The following is a 19,857-nucleotide window of genomic DNA, read 5'->3' as shown; positions in this document are numbered from 1 at the left end:
GTTAAAATCTGACATATCTGACACTTCTTTTACTATATTTTATTTGTTGTTTTTGTATTCGTTAACTATGTTTGGTTAAAAAGTAACAAAGGTAACACATATTTCAGCCATTAACTGATAGCTTTTAGCCGTTGGCTCAGGCTATCGCACAAGTGACTTTAGGGTAAAAAGAAATACAGTTCTTTCAACTTTATACTCATTACTTAAAACTTATTCTTGTTAAAAGGTAACAAAGGTTACACTTATCACTCATTTGCTAATATGCTAATTTTAACTATACTTCGCTCCGCTGAACGATGTTTCAAATCTGCTAATTATTTTTCAAAGAGCTATCTGCCAACAGTTAAAGGTTACCAGCCAAATATATAGATAAACTTTTTTTTAAAAGATTAAATTTCGGGGTTTGTCCTGAATGTAAATAAAAATAACGCTGGTTAGGATACTCAACACGCTGTTCCTCATTTATTATTATAAGGCACTACCTCCAGTTTATAGTTGTTATCCGGTAGAACAGACGCATCGAATTCTATTTCCAGTTCTTTACTTTCCCCCTGCATCAGGGTAAAATAGTTATCATTCATAATAGCCGGAAGAATACGTTCTCCGTCGGATATCCTATATGACTGTACATGCACGGCGAATGCGACGGATGAACCTATGTTCTTAACCGTTGCTCTTATAAACTTCTTATTGTCGCGCGTTTCTATTTTCGAAGTCGTGCTGAGTTTAGCCTTCCCCATCTTGTTTAAAGCTGTGTAGTCTCCCAAAACAGTAGACCGCCAGTAGAAATTATCGGATACAATATTGCCGTCGTTATCAGTCAGTTCGAAGCGCAGGAAATGAACGGGAGTTAAATCGGGCTTAGCCTTATTCCGTCCGTAAACCTCAAATTCATATAATGAATAGCCCCATTCTGTGGCCCGTTTCAGTCCCAGCATCTTTACATATCGTGCCATAACGGGTTTGATCTTTATCTCTTCGTTCTTGCCTTTGGAATTATTGTTTTGATACACATCTTTCCACTCTACTGCATCATCGGAAACCTGCAACTTATACGCCTGGGCATGCGCGTCTTCCCATTTAAGGGTTATATTGCCAATTTCCTGCCGTTCGCCCAAATCTACGTATATCCATTCATTATCGTTGTAATTGCTGACCCAACGGCTTCCATCGCTGCCGTCTGTTACTGCCCCGGCTTCTTCTGCATCGATAGATCGGGAAGAGGCCATCACCTTTTTCTGATAGGCGATATTATCGGTGACGAAGTTCATAAAAAACAGATCAGTAATGCTATTGGCCTTTGCATCTGCATCAACGCGCTGTTCATATTTCTTCATTTCTTTTCCGTTGAGATTATAAACTGTCGCTTTAGCGGTCAGGCCTTTAACATCGTTGAGTGTAGTATTGATTACTTTTACTGAATTATCTGCATAGCTCCACTGGATGTGAACATGTTCGCAAGCCTTCTTTACTCCCCAGTATGCTCCGGTCAGGTCATAATAATAATCGTAGGTTTGCCAGACAAATGACGGGTATGCGGACTGACTCATCCACGTCATTATCCCGCTGGCGTCATTCCACATATGATGCTGCCATCCTTCATACATGGCTTTGTTAGACTCTATATTCAGAAGCTGCGCTTTACGGCAGAAATCTTCGATTCCTTCAGGTTTGCCATAATTTTCAGTGATCATGCCAACATATTTGTCGGGGGAGGCGTTTGCCGCCTGCGGGCCGAAGAAGTGCTTATCCCACATATCGTTGCGAGGCCACCATGATTCTTTCGGCATGAATTTTCGGAAGCTCTCAAACGTAGTGAATACGGCAGTGCCTATTTCAGTACGGAATCCCCAACCCGGCTTGCCTTTGAAACCGTACATCATCGGATACTTTGAAAAATACCAGTTCGGATGGAAATTTCCCCAGGGGCCGCTACCCGACAGGCCGTCATTATTGGAAATGTCCTGATACCAACGGTCGCCGGCATCGAAATGTTCCACATTGCCCCTCAGCCAGTCATTGAGCGGAGCAAGCGGATAGCCTTCGTTCTCTCCGCACCATACAGCTATACAGGGATGGTTACGCAAACGCTTGATCTTTTCTATTGCATTGTTATTGAATGCCTGCACATCGTCCGGCAGGTTCTTATGGGAATTCAACCAGAAGTCGTCCCATACCATAATACCGTATTTATCGCAGGCGTCGTAAAATTCATCATCAGTTGTGGAACCTATCCAGTTACGGATAATGTTATAGTTCATCTCTTTATGCAACCTTACTTTCAGGTCATATTCCTCACCGCGGCAACGAAGCATATATTCGCTCATGCCCCAGTTACCGCCTTTGGCGTAAACAGGTACTCCGTTTACTTTGATACGGAATACATCATCCACTCTTTCGTAGCTGTACTCTTTTATCCCGAATGTGATTTTTTTAGAATCGGATATTTTGCCATTCACTGTATAAGTGAGATCGCATGTATACAGATTAGGGTCGCCGTAGCCATTAGGCCACCACAGTTTTGGATTATCTATTTCCAGTTGTTTAAAGTCTTTCGGTTCTATTCTGAAAGGTTTCTGTATGCCTCCGCCGATTTTTATTTCTTTGGAAAATTCGATATTTCCGGGCCGGATAATTCCCTTCAGTACGCCCGTTTGTTCTGTTGGGGTGTTATTTCTCAGTTCTACTTGTAATTCGATTAAGCCTTTATCCTTGTTTGGTACTTTTGTCCTTATCCACGGATCGACCATAGATACTTCCCGTGAAGTGCTGAGATACACATCATCGGTTATACCACTCAACAAGCCCGGGACATAAGGCATCCAGTCCCAGCTGGCGCTGGAAATGTAAGTCGGGCTTGCATGGTTAGGGACGGGAAGCCCTACCCAATACGCCAATACCACTAATACATTCCTGCCGTTTTTGTTTACCAGTCCGGTGATGTCGAATTTGCCCCTATCCATAAAACCATCGAGAAGTCCCAGCCTGTTTCCGTTAAGGTAAATTTCACCTTTTCTGTTTATTCCTTCAAAGTTGAGCCAGAGTAATTCTCCGTCTGATAAAGCAGGTGTATTAAATTCGCCGCGATACCAGAAATTCTTATCATATTTCGATCTATCTACTTTATAGGCATTATCTCCAAAGTTCGGGTCTTCTTCAAGTCCGGTTTCTACATACGATCCGAAAACGGTACCCGGAACTACTGCCGCTATCCAATCGGACATATTATATCCGGAGGACATTATTTGCCGGCCATTCCCGCCTACTTCATCCTGCGCTCTGACCTTCCAGTGTATATTACCGGCATCGCTGTTCAGTGAAATTTTAGTGTTTTGGGCATTTGCATAATGAATAGCCCAAACAGCCAGCATACAAGTCAATATCAATATCTTTTTACTCATAACTTCAAGTCGTATCTGTTTTTATTTTTTTGAAAGAGAGAATGGTGCTGCATCTTTACCTGTACCCCTGCTTTTGTTCGGCTGACTACCCATCTCATATTTGATTATTCCTCCGTTTACGATGTCTTTGTAAGTGATATAGTTCTTATTCCACGGGCTGCCATTCAGTGTCGCAGACTGTACATATACATTGTCTTTATTGTTGTTGCTTGCCTCGATTGTAAATTTCTTACCGTCTTCCATCGTAATAGTCGCCTTTTTGAATAACGGACTACCCAATATATATTCATTCGTTCCAGGGCAAACGGCATAAATTCCCAAAGCGCTGAGTACATACCAAGATGCCATACCTCCCTGATCTTCGTCGCCCGGATAGCCTCTCTCGGTATGATTATACAGATCATCCATTATCCGGCGTGCCCGGTATTGGGTTTTCCATGGTTGCCCCGCATACGAATACATATAAATCATGTGTTGGATAGGCTGGTTGCCCTGTGCATATTGTCCCATGCCGGCCAGTTCCATCTCTCTCATTTCGTGGATTACACCGCCATAAGTGCCGGGTTTGATAATATTAGGCACGGTGAATACGGAGTCCATCTTCGCCGTCATTTTATCGGGACCTCCAAACATATCGATCAGGCCTTGTACATCATGGAAAACAGACCAAGTATAATGCCAGGCGTTGCCTTCACAATAAGGACCTCCCCAGACAAACGGATCGAATGGTTCCTGCCATTTACCGTCTTTATCTTTTCCTCTCATGAATCCTACGGTCGGGTCAAATACATTGCGGTAATTATATACCTGTCTTTCAAAAACATCCATATAGAAACGGTTTCCTGTCATTCTTGCCAGTTCATAGCCACACCAGTCATCATAAGCATATTCTAGTGTCTGTGCAGTAGAGCCGGACGATTCCGGATATGGGACATAACCCAGCTGGAAATATTCTTTCCAGAAAATACGTCCGTTAGCGCCGCCCCACGGGCCTTTGTTCATCGCTTCATGCGCATAGGCTTTCAAAGCCCGTCCGGGATCGAATGTGCGGATACCTTTTGCCCATGCATCGGCAAGAAGCGAGATCGCATGGTTGCCGATCATACCGCCTGTTTCGCCGGGTTGCGACCATGAAGGCAGCCAGCCGCACTGGTCGTGCGCATCGAGTAAGGCATTCATATATTGTCCCTGCATAGTAGGGTGGAGAATGTTAGTTAGTGGGAATTGTGTACGGAATGTATCCCAGAATCCGTTATCGGTGTACATATAACCGCTATAAATCTTTCCGTCGTAAGGACTATAATAATAGGGTTCGTTATTCTCGTTGCGTTCGTAAAACTTACGAGAGAAAAGATTCGCACGGAACAGGCACGAATAGAAAGTTCTTATTTGCTCATCCGTTCCTCCTTCTACAATTACCCTGTTCAGTAATTTGTTCCATGTTTCTGCTCCTCTGGCCTTTGTCGCTTCCAGGTTCTTATCGTTGCCTAATTCCCTGTTTAATGTGAGCAATGCCTGTTCGGGGCTTATATAAGATGAAGCAGCTTTTAGCTGTACCGTAGACCCTTTTTTGAATTTAATGTACGCACCCGCGCCTTTGCCGTCGCGATGCAATTCGTCAGGAAAAATTCCGTCTTTCTCATTCTCCCATGTACCATATGCCTCAAAAGGCTTATCGAATTGTATTATAAAATAATTACGGAAGTTTTCCGGATGATTTACAAAACGCTGGTTATTTACCCAGCCTTTGATCTGTCTTTTCTGCGGATTTATTTCTACTTCACTCATATTGGTATATCCATCGAGTACGAGATAAGCATCCCCGTTATTAGGAAACGAGAAGCGGATATGTACTCCGCGCGTTGTAGGTGCCATTTCGGTAGTAATACCATTGTCGAATGTAACTTTATAATAATGCGGTTTGCCGGTTTCGTTATCGTGGCTGAACTTAGCAGCTCTCTTGTCCTGATTTACAACCAACTCTCCGATCATCGGCATGAAGGAATAAACAGCATAGTCACTCACCCACGGACTACATTGATGAGCCTGCTGGAATCCCCGGATTTTATTATCGGCATACATATATTTGAACCCTTCTCCATTCCTGTTTGTCTGAGCTGCCCATGTGTGCATCCCGAAAGGCATAGCTGTTGTAGGATATGTATTACCGTAACTAAGCCCGAAATTGGAATCGGTTCCCTGAAGCGTATTTACATATTGCACCAAATCTTTTATCTGGGCTTGGGTAAACGTTGCCAGCAATAATGCTATGGCCGTAAATATGGCTATTCGTACTGTCATTATTATATATATTATTATTTCAAACTATTATCATTTTATTATCTGTAAGTACAGTTTATACTATTGGGATTTGAAAACATCTATAAGCAAAACTCCTGTAAATAATGTATAATATAATTAGAAGAATACACTTAAATGATTATAAATCGAATAAAAAAGTTATATTGAGAACGTGTTGTAAATCATTGAAATCAGCGAAGCTGCATCAATGCCCAATTGTTACATTAACGGTATTATTGCTATAGGACATACGGCAGGTAAAACTCAATTGAGAACTCCCCTGTGTCCATATTCCGGTGTCTATGGTATGAGATCCGAATGAACCCATAGATACTCCGGTAAAATCACCATACCAATTACTAAATATTGCCGGTTTAAGGCGAACTACAATACCTTCTAACGAATAACAGTTTAATTGCCCTGATACGGAAGACCATGCAGACACAGTCGGCTCATTGACTCCTGTTAGATCATAGGTGTTGGCATCGATGGCCGGGGTACTACTACTCATTTTAAGTCTTGCATAAACCTCAAATTGACAGGAAATATTCAGTTCATTGTTAATAACTAACCGATAGGTTGTTTGTGCTGTAGCAGAAACAGATATTAACACACATGCAAAAAATGCTAATAATAAAATTTTCTTTTTCATAATTTCTTAATTTTAAGATATAAGCACATTCTCCTAATTATATTATACATTATTTATGTGTGCAGCACTAAAGTTTATCCTCCGGCAATTATTGACCTACTTTTTTATTCATTTTTTACGATTCATTTTTTTGACTTCTTCGAATCCGCAAAATCCGGATATAAAACATCCTCATACCCGGACTTTGTGGATAATAACAACTATAAACCCAGAGCCAGTCTGGCCTTAAACCCGATACTTACAGGTATTACCCTGTCACTCAACGTTTGGGTTAGTGTATTACTGCTATACCCGATCGATGAATTAAGGACGCTGTTATTTAGCGGAACCAATCCTTCGGTTGTATTCCCGAACTTGATAAAGTTCTGATTGCGGCTGTCTTTTACAATATCATTCAATCCATAATCGAGATATGCGCCCGTATACAGAAACAACTTATCCGACAAAGCCCACTTCATACCAAGATCGGCACTGAAAAAGCAAACTACTTTAAGACTGATATCTTCATTACCCGAATAGCCTGAAAATGTTCCGAATCCCATAAATTCCTGACTTTCACCCCAGTTTTCAGTATCATGAAAGAATCCTTTATTTACCATTTCAGAAGCCGAAGATTTGTATTTACCTTTCACGGGAATACCCAATTTAACCCCTGCCTGCGCATACAGCTTATTCTTTTCCCCGGACTGGAACTGCACCATGAGCGGAATATTCAGATATGCCACATTTTGTTTCTCCTTATAATCCTTCACCGAGGAATAAAAATCATACAATTCTCCATCCGACGCGTCCACCAGAGACCGGGACACATTATTAAACTTATCTTTAGTCAACTCCGCCTGATATAGGGAGAATTCTGCTCCTGTGTTCAAGCCGAAATTTTCGGAAATGAAATAGGTATAGCCTATCCCAAAGTTACCTCCGGCACCATTCTTATGGTTGCCAAAAGCGGCTTCATAATCCAACGTCGACAATCCTCCCGCTACAGATACCGAAAGTTCAGACTTCTTTTGCTGAGCCGAAACAAGAGTAGCCGAAGCGAATAAAATGAAAATAGCGATAAAGACTTTTATTTTCGTTTTTCTCATAATTGTTTCATTACTATATATTTAACTAAAGCATTTCTATTTAACAACAACCTTCAGTGTTTTTTCAAAATCATTTTTTGCTTTGAACCGGATCATATATATACCCGATGTGAACGGCATACTTACCATAGTGGAACGCCCCTGGGCTTTAACAGCATTGAGTTTGTTGCCATAAATGTTGTAGACCTCAATCGTTGCATTTTGGAGTAAATCTTCGTCAATATCCGCATCCACAGTTACTTGTTCACCCGATTTTACAGGGTTCGGATGAGTAAGTATATCCATGCTTTTCAGTGTTATCCGTTCAGCTTCGGAGCGTAAATCTCCATCAGGGGTTTTCAATACAATGTGATAGGCAGATGTCTGGCTCAGCAGGTCGTTCTTCTTCGAACCGGCCACGTAGCTGGTTCCTGTTGCACCGGCAATCGGGCTTTCGTCGAGGCACCACTGGTAACCCGTTATATCGTAATCTTTCAATTTGTTAAGATACAACATAAGGGTATTATTCCATTTCACCTTAATAAGGTCGTTAAAGGCAAAACGCTTGTTGAAGATTAATATATATTCTTTTTCGGCTTTTCCGTCTTCCGATATAACTTTTATATTATATTTCTTGATGTCAGGCCTGTCCAGTCCGGCAGAAAATGTATATTCACCGGCGTTACCGTTTATAGTCCCTTTGTCAACCGTTACCAGATTCACCGTAAAATTATTTCCGCTTGAAGCCGGCAAATCTATAGTCATAACATCCTGTACAGCCACAGGCTTACCATCTACGCTCACGCTTTCCAATTCGGCGACAGAGCCGGTCTCATATTTGAATTTCCCCAGAAGCTGCCATTCGGCTATTTGTAATTCCCCTCCCTCCTTCGATGCCAGAACATCGAGGCGGAAATGAGTATAATTACCATCGATAGGCACATTGTAGTTCACAGTCTGCGAACGGTGCTCAAACTCGGCGTAATAACGCTCGTCGAGTACAGTCCATGATGTTCCGTCATTCGAACCCAATAGCTTCCAGTGCAGAGGGTCTTTGCCGGGAGAATCCGGCGCAGAAGTAATCGTATAGCGCCTTAAATTAACCGGAGATGGAGATTCGTATTCAACCCATGCTTTTCCTGCGCTGACCGAGTAGATCGTCGCGGCATCATTATCAGTCGCATATTCCGTGTCGTTTTCGTATTGGGCAGTAAGAATGCCCTTATTGTCGGTAGCATCCTGATTCGCAATGCTCAGGTTGTCGCGCCAGTCTTTCACCCGGAAGAAGTACGGCAGATATGTGTCAGCATTTCCGGTCGCATACCATGGCTTGTCGTCCTGAAAGTTTTTGGAAACAGAAAAGAATATTTCTCCGTTTTTGGAATATTGCGGATGAACGGCTAATAATGAACAGAAAAATGAGTTCTCCGTGCTTATTTCGGCCGGTAATTTCGCTATTGTTCTCCTATTCGTGAATGGCCCGTAGGGAGTTTCAGCTTCATAAAGTATGATTTCATCGCTAAAGCATTTTCCCGGCTGGGCAATTCCATAATATTTCCCGGCATCTTTAAATACAAACACAGGGTCCTGCACTATAGTCGCTCCTTCCCAATTGGCAAGATCATTCTGCCATGATGTGTCGGTAGACCATTCTTTTGTTCTGGCATTATAAAATTCCCAGTTACCCGTAAGGTCTCCATTAGTAACACGGGCTACAAGGCCGTACCGTGTACAGATACCTTCAATATCAGCATAACCGTATATATACACAGTTCCGTCATCATCTTTAAATACGTATCCTCCGAAATCCAGCCCGAATTTGCTATCACCTTTTGCGAGGCTCCGGGTCATATGCTTATATTTTTTTATCTCCTTCAACTTTAGATCGGGCAGGGAGAATACAGCCACATCCGCCGACACGCCGTTCATACCCCACATCCCTCCTGAGCCATCGTTTTGCACACGGCTGAGGATCATCTGAAGTTCGGGAACTCCATTGCGATAATAAACCGAACTTCCCGCAGGCCAGTACCATACACTATTCTTGTTCAAAGGATTTCCATTATCATCGGTAGGTATCAGTACCTCCTTTACCGGAGGATTGCCACCCGGCGAACCTTCATTCAACAGCCTGAAAGCGCTAAAGTCCTCACCGTCCTGCATCATGACGAAGTTGCGTTCGAATTGGTTATCTCCTGTTCCCACTCTGGTACGGCCGGAAAGCACAGTACCTGTATGGGAGTCGCCCCATACCCAGATACTCCGCCCGTCGCCCAGCGGCTCAGACCGGCCAATATCTCCGCCTGTCCATCCGTGCCAGCGGGTGAAAAATCCGTCGTAATCCTTATCGGAATAGACCTGTACATTGGCATCTTCGCCTCTGTTTGGCAAAAGTACCCAGTTCGGAGTCTTCTGCATCGGATATTCGCTGCCTTGTGTAACAGATATTGTACGCGTTTCATCGATATACTTCCCGTTACCGGCCGGGTTTTCGCCGTTGCCATCAGTACCTACCACGTATCTAAGGCTAAAATCCCCAGTCTGATTATCGGTAAAGATGCGGAACGTAAAAGTAAAATCATCGCTTTTATTATTGTCGCTATGCAAAAGCTCAAGTATATCGATCGAACGGCCACCCCACCAATAATAACCTGCAGGAGCGGGAAAAGCAACATTTAAAGCGTCCGTATAATATTGGTCGAAAGCGAGGCGCCCATAAATATTTTCATCGGGATTAGGAAAATGTACTGTATATTCGGTGTAATCCTGCGCCCTCCATCCTTTAGGCAAAAGCGCGCCGAAATACCCCCTTCCTTCTGTTTTGGTAGGATTGGTATGTTCGCATACAAATGTCACGTCGAAATAACTATTAGTCTCAGCCGTTGTGGGATGGTTCAGCGATCTCAATCTGAAACAGCTATATAGTATAAAGCTGATAACAAATAATGACAGGGCGAATATATATAATCTGTGCGAAGCTTTAATAAACTCATAAAATCTTCTCATATGCATTATAAATTAAGGTTATGAATGTGTATCGCAAAAATGTACAGGGTTATCATTCATATACACAATAGATAACCCTGCTACAGTAATTTTTTAGAATGACATCTGCACACCAAAGTTTACCACCCGCTGGTTCATATATGCATCACCTGCCGAGTTTGTCTTTATTTCAGGGTCCTGCTGATATTTATCATAGTTTGTTTTAGTAAACAGGTTATAAGCATTCATATAGAAGCGTGTGCTATATATCCCTTTAGGCAATACACTCTTAGGAAGCTCATAGCCCAAGTCAATCGTTTTCAGACGGATATACCATGCGTTTACCAGCCAGAAGTCCGACATGTATGCTTCGCTGCTGCTTACGGTAGAAGGGTTCGTTGTCAGGCGTGGGAAGTCGATTACCTCACCGTTATCATACCTCTCCTGTGTCCAGCGTTTCAAGTGGATAGGTTGAAACTGGCTTTTGAAAGATTCTATGCCCGTTCCTACGACACTGAAACTATAATCGAATGATCCTTGGAACAACAGGTTCAGAGAAAAACCTTTATACGATCCGCCTATCGTAAATCCAAGCGTGGTGGTCGGCAGGTTAGGTTTACCGATAGCACTTTTGTCGAAGTCATCGATGGCGCCGTCTCCGTTCAGGTCCATATATTTCAGGTCGCCTGCCGATACAGGAACTGAAGGTACGGGAATCTTATTCGGATTGCCTGCGTTGATTTCATCTATATCCTGCTGGGTGTAATATCCAAGCCATGTGTAACCGAATGGCTGACCGATAGGTTTGCCGGTTTCGGCCAGCCAAGGGTATCTTTGTTGAGCCTCGGCTTTGTACTTCACTTTATTCTTTGCATAGGAGAATACAAGGTTGGTGTTGAAATTAAAATCCCCGAATTTATCAGTATAGCCGATTTGCCCGTCGAAACCCTGATTAGAAGTTTCTCCTATGTTTTTGCGGGCCGAACCCAGGCCAAAAACCAGGGATACGTCACTTCTCTCTACCAGCTGGTCGTAGCGGAAATCATAGAAATAGTCTAAAGTAAAGGATATCTTATTATTTAACAAGCTGGCATCTATACCGACGTCGAATTTACGGGCTTTTTCCCATGTAACCGATTCGTCGGCCAACGAGCCTTCCTTATATGAAGACATCGTATTGTTATAATTTTCGCCAAAACTATACCCGCCTCCTTGCTCATAATACTGCTTGTAGAGGTAACGGCCGCCCGATGCTGCATCTGATCCCACCAAACCATATGAGGCCCTGATTTTCAGCATATCGATCTTGCTGCCGAATTTTTCCTGAAAAAATGGTTCTTCTCCAATATTCCATCCTGCTGCGGCAGAGGGGAACCAGCCGAAACGCTTGCTTCTGCTAAATCGGTCGGTACCATTATAGGCAGTGTTCAGGTCGAACAGATACCGGTTCTTGTAGTTATATTTGATTTGGCCTGTATATCCGACAAATTTTGCAGGAACGTCGGGCTGGCTGAAAAAAGGCACGTTTTCCCAGTCCCTTGTACGGCTTTGCCTGTTGTATAACAACATTCCACTGAAATTATGGTCTTCGTTAAAGGTACGTTCGTAATTGATGAATGTCTGTATATTCAAATCCCTGATAGCTTTGTTGATACCGGCGCCCGATACATACTTTTCATAAGCATAGGAGTTCACCGTAGGGTTGATTGTATATGTACCTCCATCCTCAGAAGGGGTATAGTGATAGGTAGGATACATATCCTTGGCACGCCACATTCTTCTGGAATTTTCATCTATACTGGAATACGCTACACGTAACATACCGGAAAGCCCTTTAGTAACAAAGTCCATATTCTGGGATACGTCGAATAGTATATTGGAATCGAATCTCCTTGTACGGCTGTAACCTTCATTAGCCAGACGTGCATTCAAAGTAGGGTCTTTACTGTCGGGAAAGAAGTAATTATGATAGGCATAGGTTCCGTTCGGGTTTTTCAATGGAGCTGAAAACGGAGTCATATTCTTGAAATTATAGATCTCTCCTACCGCATTTAAACCGTTTGGCTCATTGATATTCATAAAACGGGACGACATATCGAGACGGACTTTTGTGGTAGAAGTGACATCGAAATCCAGATTGGAACGGAAGTTAAATCTGCGGTAGAAGTAATCGGTGTTCACTTCGCCGTATGGGTCTTCGAAATTGCGTGTCAGACCGTTTTGTGAGAAAAATCCGCCCGTAACGAAATATCTCAGCCTTTTGGTACCGCCCGAAATATCCACATTTGCGTTCTGCTGGCTCGCTACGTCTTTAAAAATCTCTTTATACCAGTTTACATCAGGATGGCCGTAAGGGTCGTCTCCAAGCCTGAAATGTTCAAGATCAGTATCGTTAAACGGCTTGCTGCTTTCCAACCCATCATTTACAAAAGCCTCATTTGTGAGTGATGCTGCTTCGTAAGCATTCAGGAACTTAGGTGTACGGATAGGCATGGTCAAACCACCTTCGAGCCGTACATTTATACGGGGGCGGCCTTCTTCGCCACGGCGGGTTTTTACTACCAAAACGCCGTTAGCACCCTTAATACCATAGATAGCTGTAGTAGAAGCATCTTTCAGGATCGAAATGCTTTCGATTTCGTTCACATTGATCTGTTGCAACTGGTCATATGTATATTGCACATCGTCTACAATGATCAGCGGTTGATTGCCCTCCTCGTTCAGGGAAGAGACTCCCCTGATAAAGAAGTCGGAAGCGTCTTTACCCGGCTGTCCCGAACGCTGTTGAGAAAAGAATCCGGGCAGCTTTCCAGCCAATGCATTTTGTACACTGGATGTGGGAACTGTTCGTATATCTTCGGCCGACATAGCGCTTACAGCTCCGGTCAATGTGATTTTTTTTACTTTACCATAACCGACAACCACAACTTCGTCTAAAGCTGTCTGATCGGGTCGGAGTATAATGTCCAGAATTTTCTGATTGGTTATTTTGACAGATTGCTTTGTGAAACTGATAAAAGAGAATGTTACCTGATCGCCGGATTTTACTGTTAATGTATAGTTTCCGTCGGAATCTGTCATTGTGCCATTCGTTGTTCCATCAATAGTGACGCTCACTCCGGCGAGAAGTTCCCCGTCAGTTGATGACACCTTGCCTTTCAGTTGGAACTGTTGTTGCCCGAAAGCAAAGGCAAAGAGTTGTATGCTTATAAATAATAAAGTTAGTCTTTTCATATCAATCGATTATTAAAGAATTGATAAACATAGCTTTGTTACCAGCCTGGGTTTTGAACCATGTTACTGTTTTTGTTTACTTCGCTGTATGGTATAGGATATAGGTATCTTTTCGGATCGAATTTTGCATTCAGAACATCAATATGTTCAATCTGTATATTCCCTGTCCTCATCACCAGTGCTAATCCTCTTAGTGGGCTGTTGAAAATCTCTTCAGCGGTTTTCCAACGCCGTATATCCCAGAAGCGTTGCTCCTCAAATGCCATTTCAATTCTTCTTTCGTTGCGGATGAGTTCCCTCATTGCTACGCAGGTTGTGTTACCGGCTATGCCGTAAGTACCGTCGTCACCGTCAATACCGGCTCTTTTCCTTATTTCCCTGATATATTCGATCACTTTGGCGTCGGCTGTTGTTTTCGAAGAAGCAAGGTCATATTCGTTTTTGGCTTCTGCATAATTTAGTAATATTTCTGCATAGCGGAATAGAACCCAGTTGCGGAGAGTCTCTTCATATTTCTCCTTATCTTCGTATTTACCCATAAACTTGCGCAGATAATAACTCGTTTTTGTGGTGGTTTCGGTAGTTCCGCTCGGATTGTTTCGTCCGCCGATGTATGTGGCCAGTACCGAACTAAGCCAGCGTGAACCGTTATGTAATACTGTGTAATCGAGGCGGGGATCGCGGTTGTCGTACATCGATTGTTCCGAATATGTATATTTCGAACTCATGTCACTTATCGGTTTTCCGTCCTTCATCGGGAAAGCATCTACCAGATTCTGTGTAGGGCTGGTGCGTCCGTTGCCTTTGGCTTCACTGGAGAATCCTATCGGCCCGTTGTTTACTTCCACGTCTCTTTTTTTCTGGCCGTCCTGTACTTGTACATGGAATATGACTTCATTTGTAGACGGCCCGTAATAATAGAGGAATACATCCCTGAAATCATTCATTAAAGCATATCCGCCATAATTTCCTCCAGGGCCCCAGTCTTTGATGAAATTCTCTGCTGCATCGGCTGCCCTTTTCCAGCGGGCAGGATCGTATTTATCATAGCCTACATACGGATTTCCGGCTTCGATAGGGGATTCGTTAAATAATGGGCTTGCGGCATATAGCAATACCCTTGTTTTGAGAGCCATAGCCGCTCCTGATGTCACCACATGGCCGTCAGCTCCTACATTGGCGATAGGAACCGAGCGCAGGCTGTCTTTGATATTGTCGAGCTCATTTACGATATACTCTATACATTCGTCGAACGTATTACGTGGAAATTCCATCGGTTCGCCCAATTCGTAAGGAATATCGCCTACCAAAGGCACACCGCCGTAGCGCTTTACAAGTTCGAAATAATAAAGAGCTTTGAAGAAACGAGCCTCGGCCTTTAATGCTCTGTTGAGAGGTATTTTTGTACCGGCGTGATTGTTATATGTCTGCATGAATGGAACCACGTCTATATTATTAATGAACGTATTCGACCAGCGAATGCCCCTGTAATAATTAGCCCATCCCATGTCGGTAAGGCGTACAAAAGGTGAATAACGGCCTACCTGCAATTGATAGATTTGATTTTCCGAATTGACCGATGTGACAGCATCGTCCGAAGCTGCATCCAGATAGTCTCCGTCAATGCCATTGTGTCCGTATCGCAAAACACTATAAATGTTGTTTAAATACCTTTTTGCGTCTACACCCAGTGAATCTGTAGTTGAGAACACATACTCAAGCGTATGCTTTTCCACAGGAACATCTTCATAGTCATTGCATGACCACAACGTGCAGAACAGGCCTATCAGTATGATATATAATTTATTTTTCATGTCTTTCATTTTTTAGAGAATGCTAAAATTTGATGTTGATCCCTGTGTTGAAGCCACGTAGCGCCGGATAGTTCCTGAAATCTACAACTTCAGGGTCAACCAGATCGAAAGCAGCTTGTGTCCATAAATTCTGACCACCGACAAATACTTTTACTTTCACTCCGCCAAGATAATTTCGCGCAAATGAATCGGGGAGGGTATAGGCTATATTCAGGTTTTTTAATCGTATGTAATTTCCTGATTTCAACCAGAATGAATTATTCATGCCATTAGGAGCAACATTGTAATTCGGACTTGTGGAAAGTCTTGGGAAGAGAGCTGTTTCAGCTGTTTCGGGAGTCCAGCGGTTCAGCACATGTTCATATGCCTGACTGTAAGTATTGCCCCATGCTATGAACCCTGTTGCATATTCCCAGCCTGCATCCGGGAAGTAAATTTCACGGTTGTAAGCGCCTTGAAATAAGGCTGACAGTTCAAATCCCTTGTATTCAAATCCTAAGTTCAGACCAAAAAAACAGAGAGGTTTATTGCCGCCTATTGCAGTCTGGTCATATTCGTTGATTACTCCGTCGCCATTCATATCCTTATATTTAAGGTCGCCCGGGACGATATTATAGCCGGAAATAACCGGGCTGTTTGCTACCTCTTCCCTTGTCTGGAAAAATCCTTCGGCAATAAGTCCGTAGCGGGTTCCGGCGGGATTACCTGTCCTGCGCATGTATTCTTCGGGAACATTCTGTTCGTCCATGAATAAAATCTTCGATTGATTTATGCTCCAGTTTCCGGTCACGTAATAATTGAAATCTCCAATGTTATCCTGATAAGTTACTGAGAGGTCGGCACCCTGATACCGGACCTTCCCAATATTTTCAGCAGGATAGTTCAACCCGATGAGTTCTATGCTTTTCCCCCTGGTCATTAAAAGATCGAAATGTTTGTCGCTGTATAAATCAGCTGTAATCCAAAGTTTGTTATCGAACAGATTGGCATCGAGTCCCATATTCAGTTTATTGGCTCTTTCCCATGTCAGGTTCGGATTCGACAAGCTGAGATTTGTTTCGATAAGTCCGACTGCTACATTTTCATACAAGCCCGTATAGTTCGATCCCTGGGGATAATAAGCTCCTGTACCCGCAACATTCACAGCGTTACTTTCATATTGTTGCCGCCATGTGTAATAATTGTCGCGGCCGATACTGTTTCCCGTTTGTCCGAACACCGCACGTAGCTTTAGTTTGTTTACCCAGTCTATGGATTGCATAAATGCTTCCTTACTGATATCCCATCCTAAGCCGAAAGCGTAAAACGTCCCCCATCTTTTACCCGGCGCATACCTGTTCAGGTAGCTTCTGGATACGGCCGCTTGGGCGAAATATTTCTGCTGATAGTCGTATTTGGCTTCTGCATTAAGATTTGCAGGTTTTTCAGGCAATTGATAATTGTCCAAAACCTCTTTTACGTCAGCAAATACATTTCCTTCTATAGTATGCGATTTATTTATCACTTTTTTATAGTCCAGTGCAACCTGCCCATACATATACTGGAAGTTTGATACACCGATGAAGCCATTCCTTTGCGGAACTATACTCCCAAAGCGTTCATAGCCTCTCAACGACCCATCGGGATTCAGAGTACGAAGATAGACAGGTTCCTGCTTGCTGCGGTCCAAGGCACTGCGGCTTTGCGAAACAACGCTTCCTACCATACGCGCCGATAAGCCTTCGGCAAGCCATGCCATGTCGTGGTCGATAACAATATTACCGTATCCGTCGCGCATAATATCTTTTATATAACCCGAACCAATAGTTTTCGCCATCAGGTTATTCTGGTAGCTGTTGCTTCCGCCATAAGAACCATCTGGATTGTAAACCGGATATACGCTTCCGGGAAGCGTGTATATATCGCTCATAATACTGCTTGTGCCTGCTCCCGGCTGATTCCCCTCCTCGATACGCCCTATAACGGTAGCTCCCATTTTGAGCCCCGGTAACACATTTACGTTAATCTTGGAAGTTACCATGTACCGGTCGTATGAGAGGTTGGTATTATAGGTATTCTGCGCGTTTTCGCGTAGCAGCCCGTTTTCGGTGAAATATCCCAAACTAACGAAGTATTGGGCTGTTTTATTTCCTCCGGTTGCGTTTAAGTTATAGGATTGTATATCGGAGTTGTTTTTTAGTATCTGATCGTACCAGTTTACATCAGGGTATGCTATCGGATCTTTCCCGTAGCGGAACGACTCTATGTTATTGGCTGTATATACTCCACTTTTGCCGTCGTTGACCAGAGCCTCATTCAGCAGGTAAGCCCATTGGTAAGATGGGAGCGGCTTAGGTGTCTTTATTGGTTCCTGTATGCCATACCTGCCGGTGAATGATATTTTAAATCCTTCTGCTATCGGTTTTTTAGTAGTAATATACATTACGCCACGCGAACTTCTTCCTCCCAGAAACATGGAAGACAAGGCGTCTTTCTGTACCGAAACCGATTCGATGCTTTCCACATCGAGGTTGAAGAGTTCGCTCTGAAATCCATCGACAACCACTACCGGAGAAAAAGCTCCCCGCAATGAGAAACCATACTGCGTATTGTCGTTATATCCTACTCTGGAATCGTCGGCCTGACCGCCCAGAAAAGCATTGCTAACTGTACTCTGGTTGGTGAAAGTATTCCTGTATCCTCTGCCTTGGGAAACATACAAGCCCGGTAACCTGCCCGATAATGCACCCAGTATATTAGCTGATAATGCAGGAGCTATTTCGTCCGTATAGATAGTGGATGCCGCACCCAGATAAGTTTCTTTGTCTATCGTTTTTCCGTAAGGGACATCCAGATTGGCCGGATTTTTTAGTTTCTTGTCTTTTATATCTACCTTGAATACCGTTCCCTTTTTGATGTCTTTGGGAATCTTGATCTCTTTTATCAGATAATCAGGGTGTGTGAGAATAAGTGTATTTCCAATGACGGCATCGATTCCGAATGTTCCTGTTTCATCGCTTACCGCCTTGTACCCGCTCGTTTTTATGGCTATTTCCACGCCCTGTACAGGTCTCCCATACTGGTCGACAACTACACCCGAAAAGCCGGATGCGTCGTTAGCCGCCTTTTCCTGGGCATAAGCGGTTCCGTACCCTGACAACAACCACCATACGATCATAAGCAAGAAGTAGCAGCTCTTACTCATCTTTTTATATATTGAATTATACATAAATTCCGGTTTTAATTATAAAAAAATTATACATTGATCTCATTTACAAATGAAATTGTAGACAAACGGTTTTTTCTCTCTTGTCGAATGATCGTCGTCTCCGGCCGGATCGTCTTTTCCTGCTTGTTCGTCATCATATTTGTCGACATATCGGGAACCGTCCGCATTTGTAAAATAATATTCGATATGAGTGATAGTCTCGTTTGCTGGTACGCCGAAAAAGCCTTCAGGCCACAGTGTCGCACTCCACATTACTCCCCATCTGGAATCTTTCAGCAACTTTGTTTTGTCTGATATTTCGTCTACTGTATATGTATTACCATTAGCGGTGTGGGCTTTGGCATTCAGGTAGATATTACTTTCATTAATCAACTGGTTATTGTAATAATCACCAATATACCTGAATGTAAGAATATCATTTTGAGTAGCATTGCCCGGAGTCACCTGATAGAAATGATACTGGCAGAAGTCTATCGGTTCGGCGCCTTCGCCATCCGTCACTTCAAAGCAATCGGGGCTCCACATCGCTTTCCAGTGGTCTGGCCCTACTTCATTGCTATTTGGATCATACTCACTTAATCCGTCGTTTTCATAGTTTGCGAAGAATCCGATTTTCGCCCTCAGGTTGTCCGGACCGGTTTTCATTTTTATTTTTATTTTTACGTATACATCATACGCACCGCCTCCGTTATCGATTGTGGCCGCGTCATCAGACACAAATGCCACCCATTGGGTATCGTCCAGTACATTCGGGTTTTCCCCTCCGAATTTGTTGAGGAGCGCTTGATCCCAAGTCAGGCCCGGCTTTCTCGCAGGGGAGGTTCCATCAGGGATCGGCGACATCTTATGTTCTCCCTCCAGATTTTTACCATTGCCGGTACCTTCCCATGTTACTATCGCGTTTTTGGCGTCTGTCCATACTTTTGGAACATTAACGGCTATGATCAATTTATTTATTTGACCGTCTTTATTCGACCCGCATTTTATATACATGACAAATTCGGCGTATTCGCCTGCCTTCACGGAATTTGTCTTATAAATGACCGGCGAGTTGTTGTCCTTATATTCATCATCGAATTTACTCCCATGGTCTGTGAACCATTCTATGCCGCAGGAGATAAATACAATAAGACACATTATACATCCCAATATTCTATATATCAATGTTTTATCTTTGCATTTTGTTTTCATAGCA

The 19,857-nt window shown here is 43.1% G+C and carries 9 protein-coding genes; all 9 read right to left on the bottom strand.

Annotated features, from left to right (window positions below):
* Positions 1-458 precede the first annotated feature (458 nt).
* The 9 genes from IR083_RS14580 to IR083_RS14540 all read right to left on the bottom strand — a co-directional run bounded on the left by IR083_RS14580 (position 459) and on the right by IR083_RS14540 (position 19,853).
* Positions 459-3,401 (bottom strand): discoidin domain-containing protein, encoded by a 2,943-nt coding sequence (locus tag IR083_RS14580; protein ID WP_242052427.1) that lies wholly within the window; start codon positions 3,399-3,401, stop codon positions 459-461.
* Between the two features lie 21 nt (positions 3,402-3,422).
* Positions 3,423-5,702 carry a GH92 family glycosyl hydrolase gene (locus IR083_RS14575; protein WP_194224865.1) on the bottom strand — a complete coding sequence of 760 codons (2,280 nt, stop codon included), beginning with the start codon at positions 5,700-5,702 and terminating at the stop codon, positions 3,423-3,425.
* Positions 5,703-5,907: 205 nt separating this feature from the next.
* Positions 5,908-6,213, bottom strand: coding sequence for a hypothetical protein (locus IR083_RS14570; protein ID WP_044216148.1), 306 nt, complete (start codon positions 6,211-6,213; stop codon positions 5,908-5,910).
* Positions 6,214-6,554: 341 nt separating this feature from the next.
* Positions 6,555-7,442 (bottom strand): porin family protein, encoded by an 888-nt coding sequence (locus IR083_RS14565; RefSeq protein ID WP_006799983.1) that lies wholly within the window; start codon positions 7,440-7,442, stop codon positions 6,555-6,557.
* A gap of 36 nt (positions 7,443-7,478) precedes the next feature.
* Positions 7,479-10,427: a DUF5005 domain-containing protein gene (locus IR083_RS14560; protein ID WP_194224864.1), complete on the bottom strand. Its 2,949-nt coding sequence runs from the start codon at positions 10,425-10,427 to the stop codon at positions 7,479-7,481.
* Positions 10,428-10,520: 93 nt separating this feature from the next.
* A complete protein-coding gene (locus IR083_RS14555; protein WP_194224863.1) occupies positions 10,521-13,640 on the bottom strand; it encodes a SusC/RagA family TonB-linked outer membrane protein in 3,120 nt (1,039 codons plus the stop codon).
* A gap of 38 nt (positions 13,641-13,678) precedes the next feature.
* Positions 13,679-15,463 (bottom strand): RagB/SusD family nutrient uptake outer membrane protein, encoded by a 1,785-nt coding sequence (locus tag IR083_RS14550; protein ID WP_044216150.1) that lies wholly within the window; start codon positions 15,461-15,463, stop codon positions 13,679-13,681.
* Positions 15,464-15,476: 13 nt separating this feature from the next.
* On the bottom strand, positions 15,477-18,662 hold the full coding sequence (locus tag IR083_RS14545; protein WP_194224862.1) for a SusC/RagA family TonB-linked outer membrane protein: 3,186 nt from the start codon (positions 18,660-18,662) through the stop codon (positions 15,477-15,479).
* Between the two features lie 39 nt (positions 18,663-18,701).
* A complete protein-coding gene (locus IR083_RS14540) occupies positions 18,702-19,853 on the bottom strand; it encodes a DUF4961 domain-containing protein (protein WP_006799988.1) in 1,152 nt (383 codons plus the stop codon).
* Between the last annotated feature and the right edge of the window lie 4 nt (positions 19,854-19,857).

Source organism: Dysgonomonas sp. GY75 (genome assembly GCF_015234155.1).
GTDB lineage: Bacteria > Bacteroidota > Bacteroidia > Bacteroidales > Dysgonomonadaceae > Dysgonomonas > Dysgonomonas gadei.
This window is presented reverse-complemented; position numbering and strand designations above follow the sequence as displayed.

What these genes read in the sequence shown, in the direction of transcription:
- IR083_RS14580 (WP_242052427.1), bottom strand. Translation starts at nt 3,401, where the DNA reads ATGAGTAAAAAGATATTGATATTGACTTGTATGCTGGCTGTTTGGGCT.
- IR083_RS14575 (WP_194224865.1), bottom strand. Translation starts at nt 5,702, where the DNA reads ATGACAGTACGAATAGCCATATTTACGGCCATAGCATTATTGCTGGCA.
- IR083_RS14570 (WP_044216148.1), bottom strand. Translation starts at nt 6,213, where the DNA reads ATGAGTAGTAGTACCCCGGCCATCGATGCCAACACCTATGATCTAACA.
- IR083_RS14565 (WP_006799983.1), bottom strand. Translation starts at nt 7,442, where the DNA reads ATGAGAAAAACGAAAATAAAAGTCTTTATCGCTATTTTCATTTTATTC.
- IR083_RS14560 (WP_194224864.1), bottom strand. Translation starts at nt 10,427, where the DNA reads ATGAGAAGATTTTATGAGTTTATTAAAGCTTCGCACAGATTATATATA.
- IR083_RS14555 (WP_194224863.1), bottom strand. Translation starts at nt 13,640, where the DNA reads ATGAAAAGACTAACTTTATTATTTATAAGCATACAACTCTTTGCCTTT.
- IR083_RS14550 (WP_044216150.1), bottom strand. Translation starts at nt 15,463, where the DNA reads ATGAAAGACATGAAAAATAAATTATATATCATACTGATAGGCCTGTTC.
- IR083_RS14545 (WP_194224862.1), bottom strand. Translation starts at nt 18,662, where the DNA reads ATGTATAATTCAATATATAAAAAGATGAGTAAGAGCTGCTACTTCTTG.
- IR083_RS14540 (WP_006799988.1), bottom strand. Translation starts at nt 19,853, where the DNA reads ATGAAAACAAAATGCAAAGATAAAACATTGATATATAGAATATTGGGA.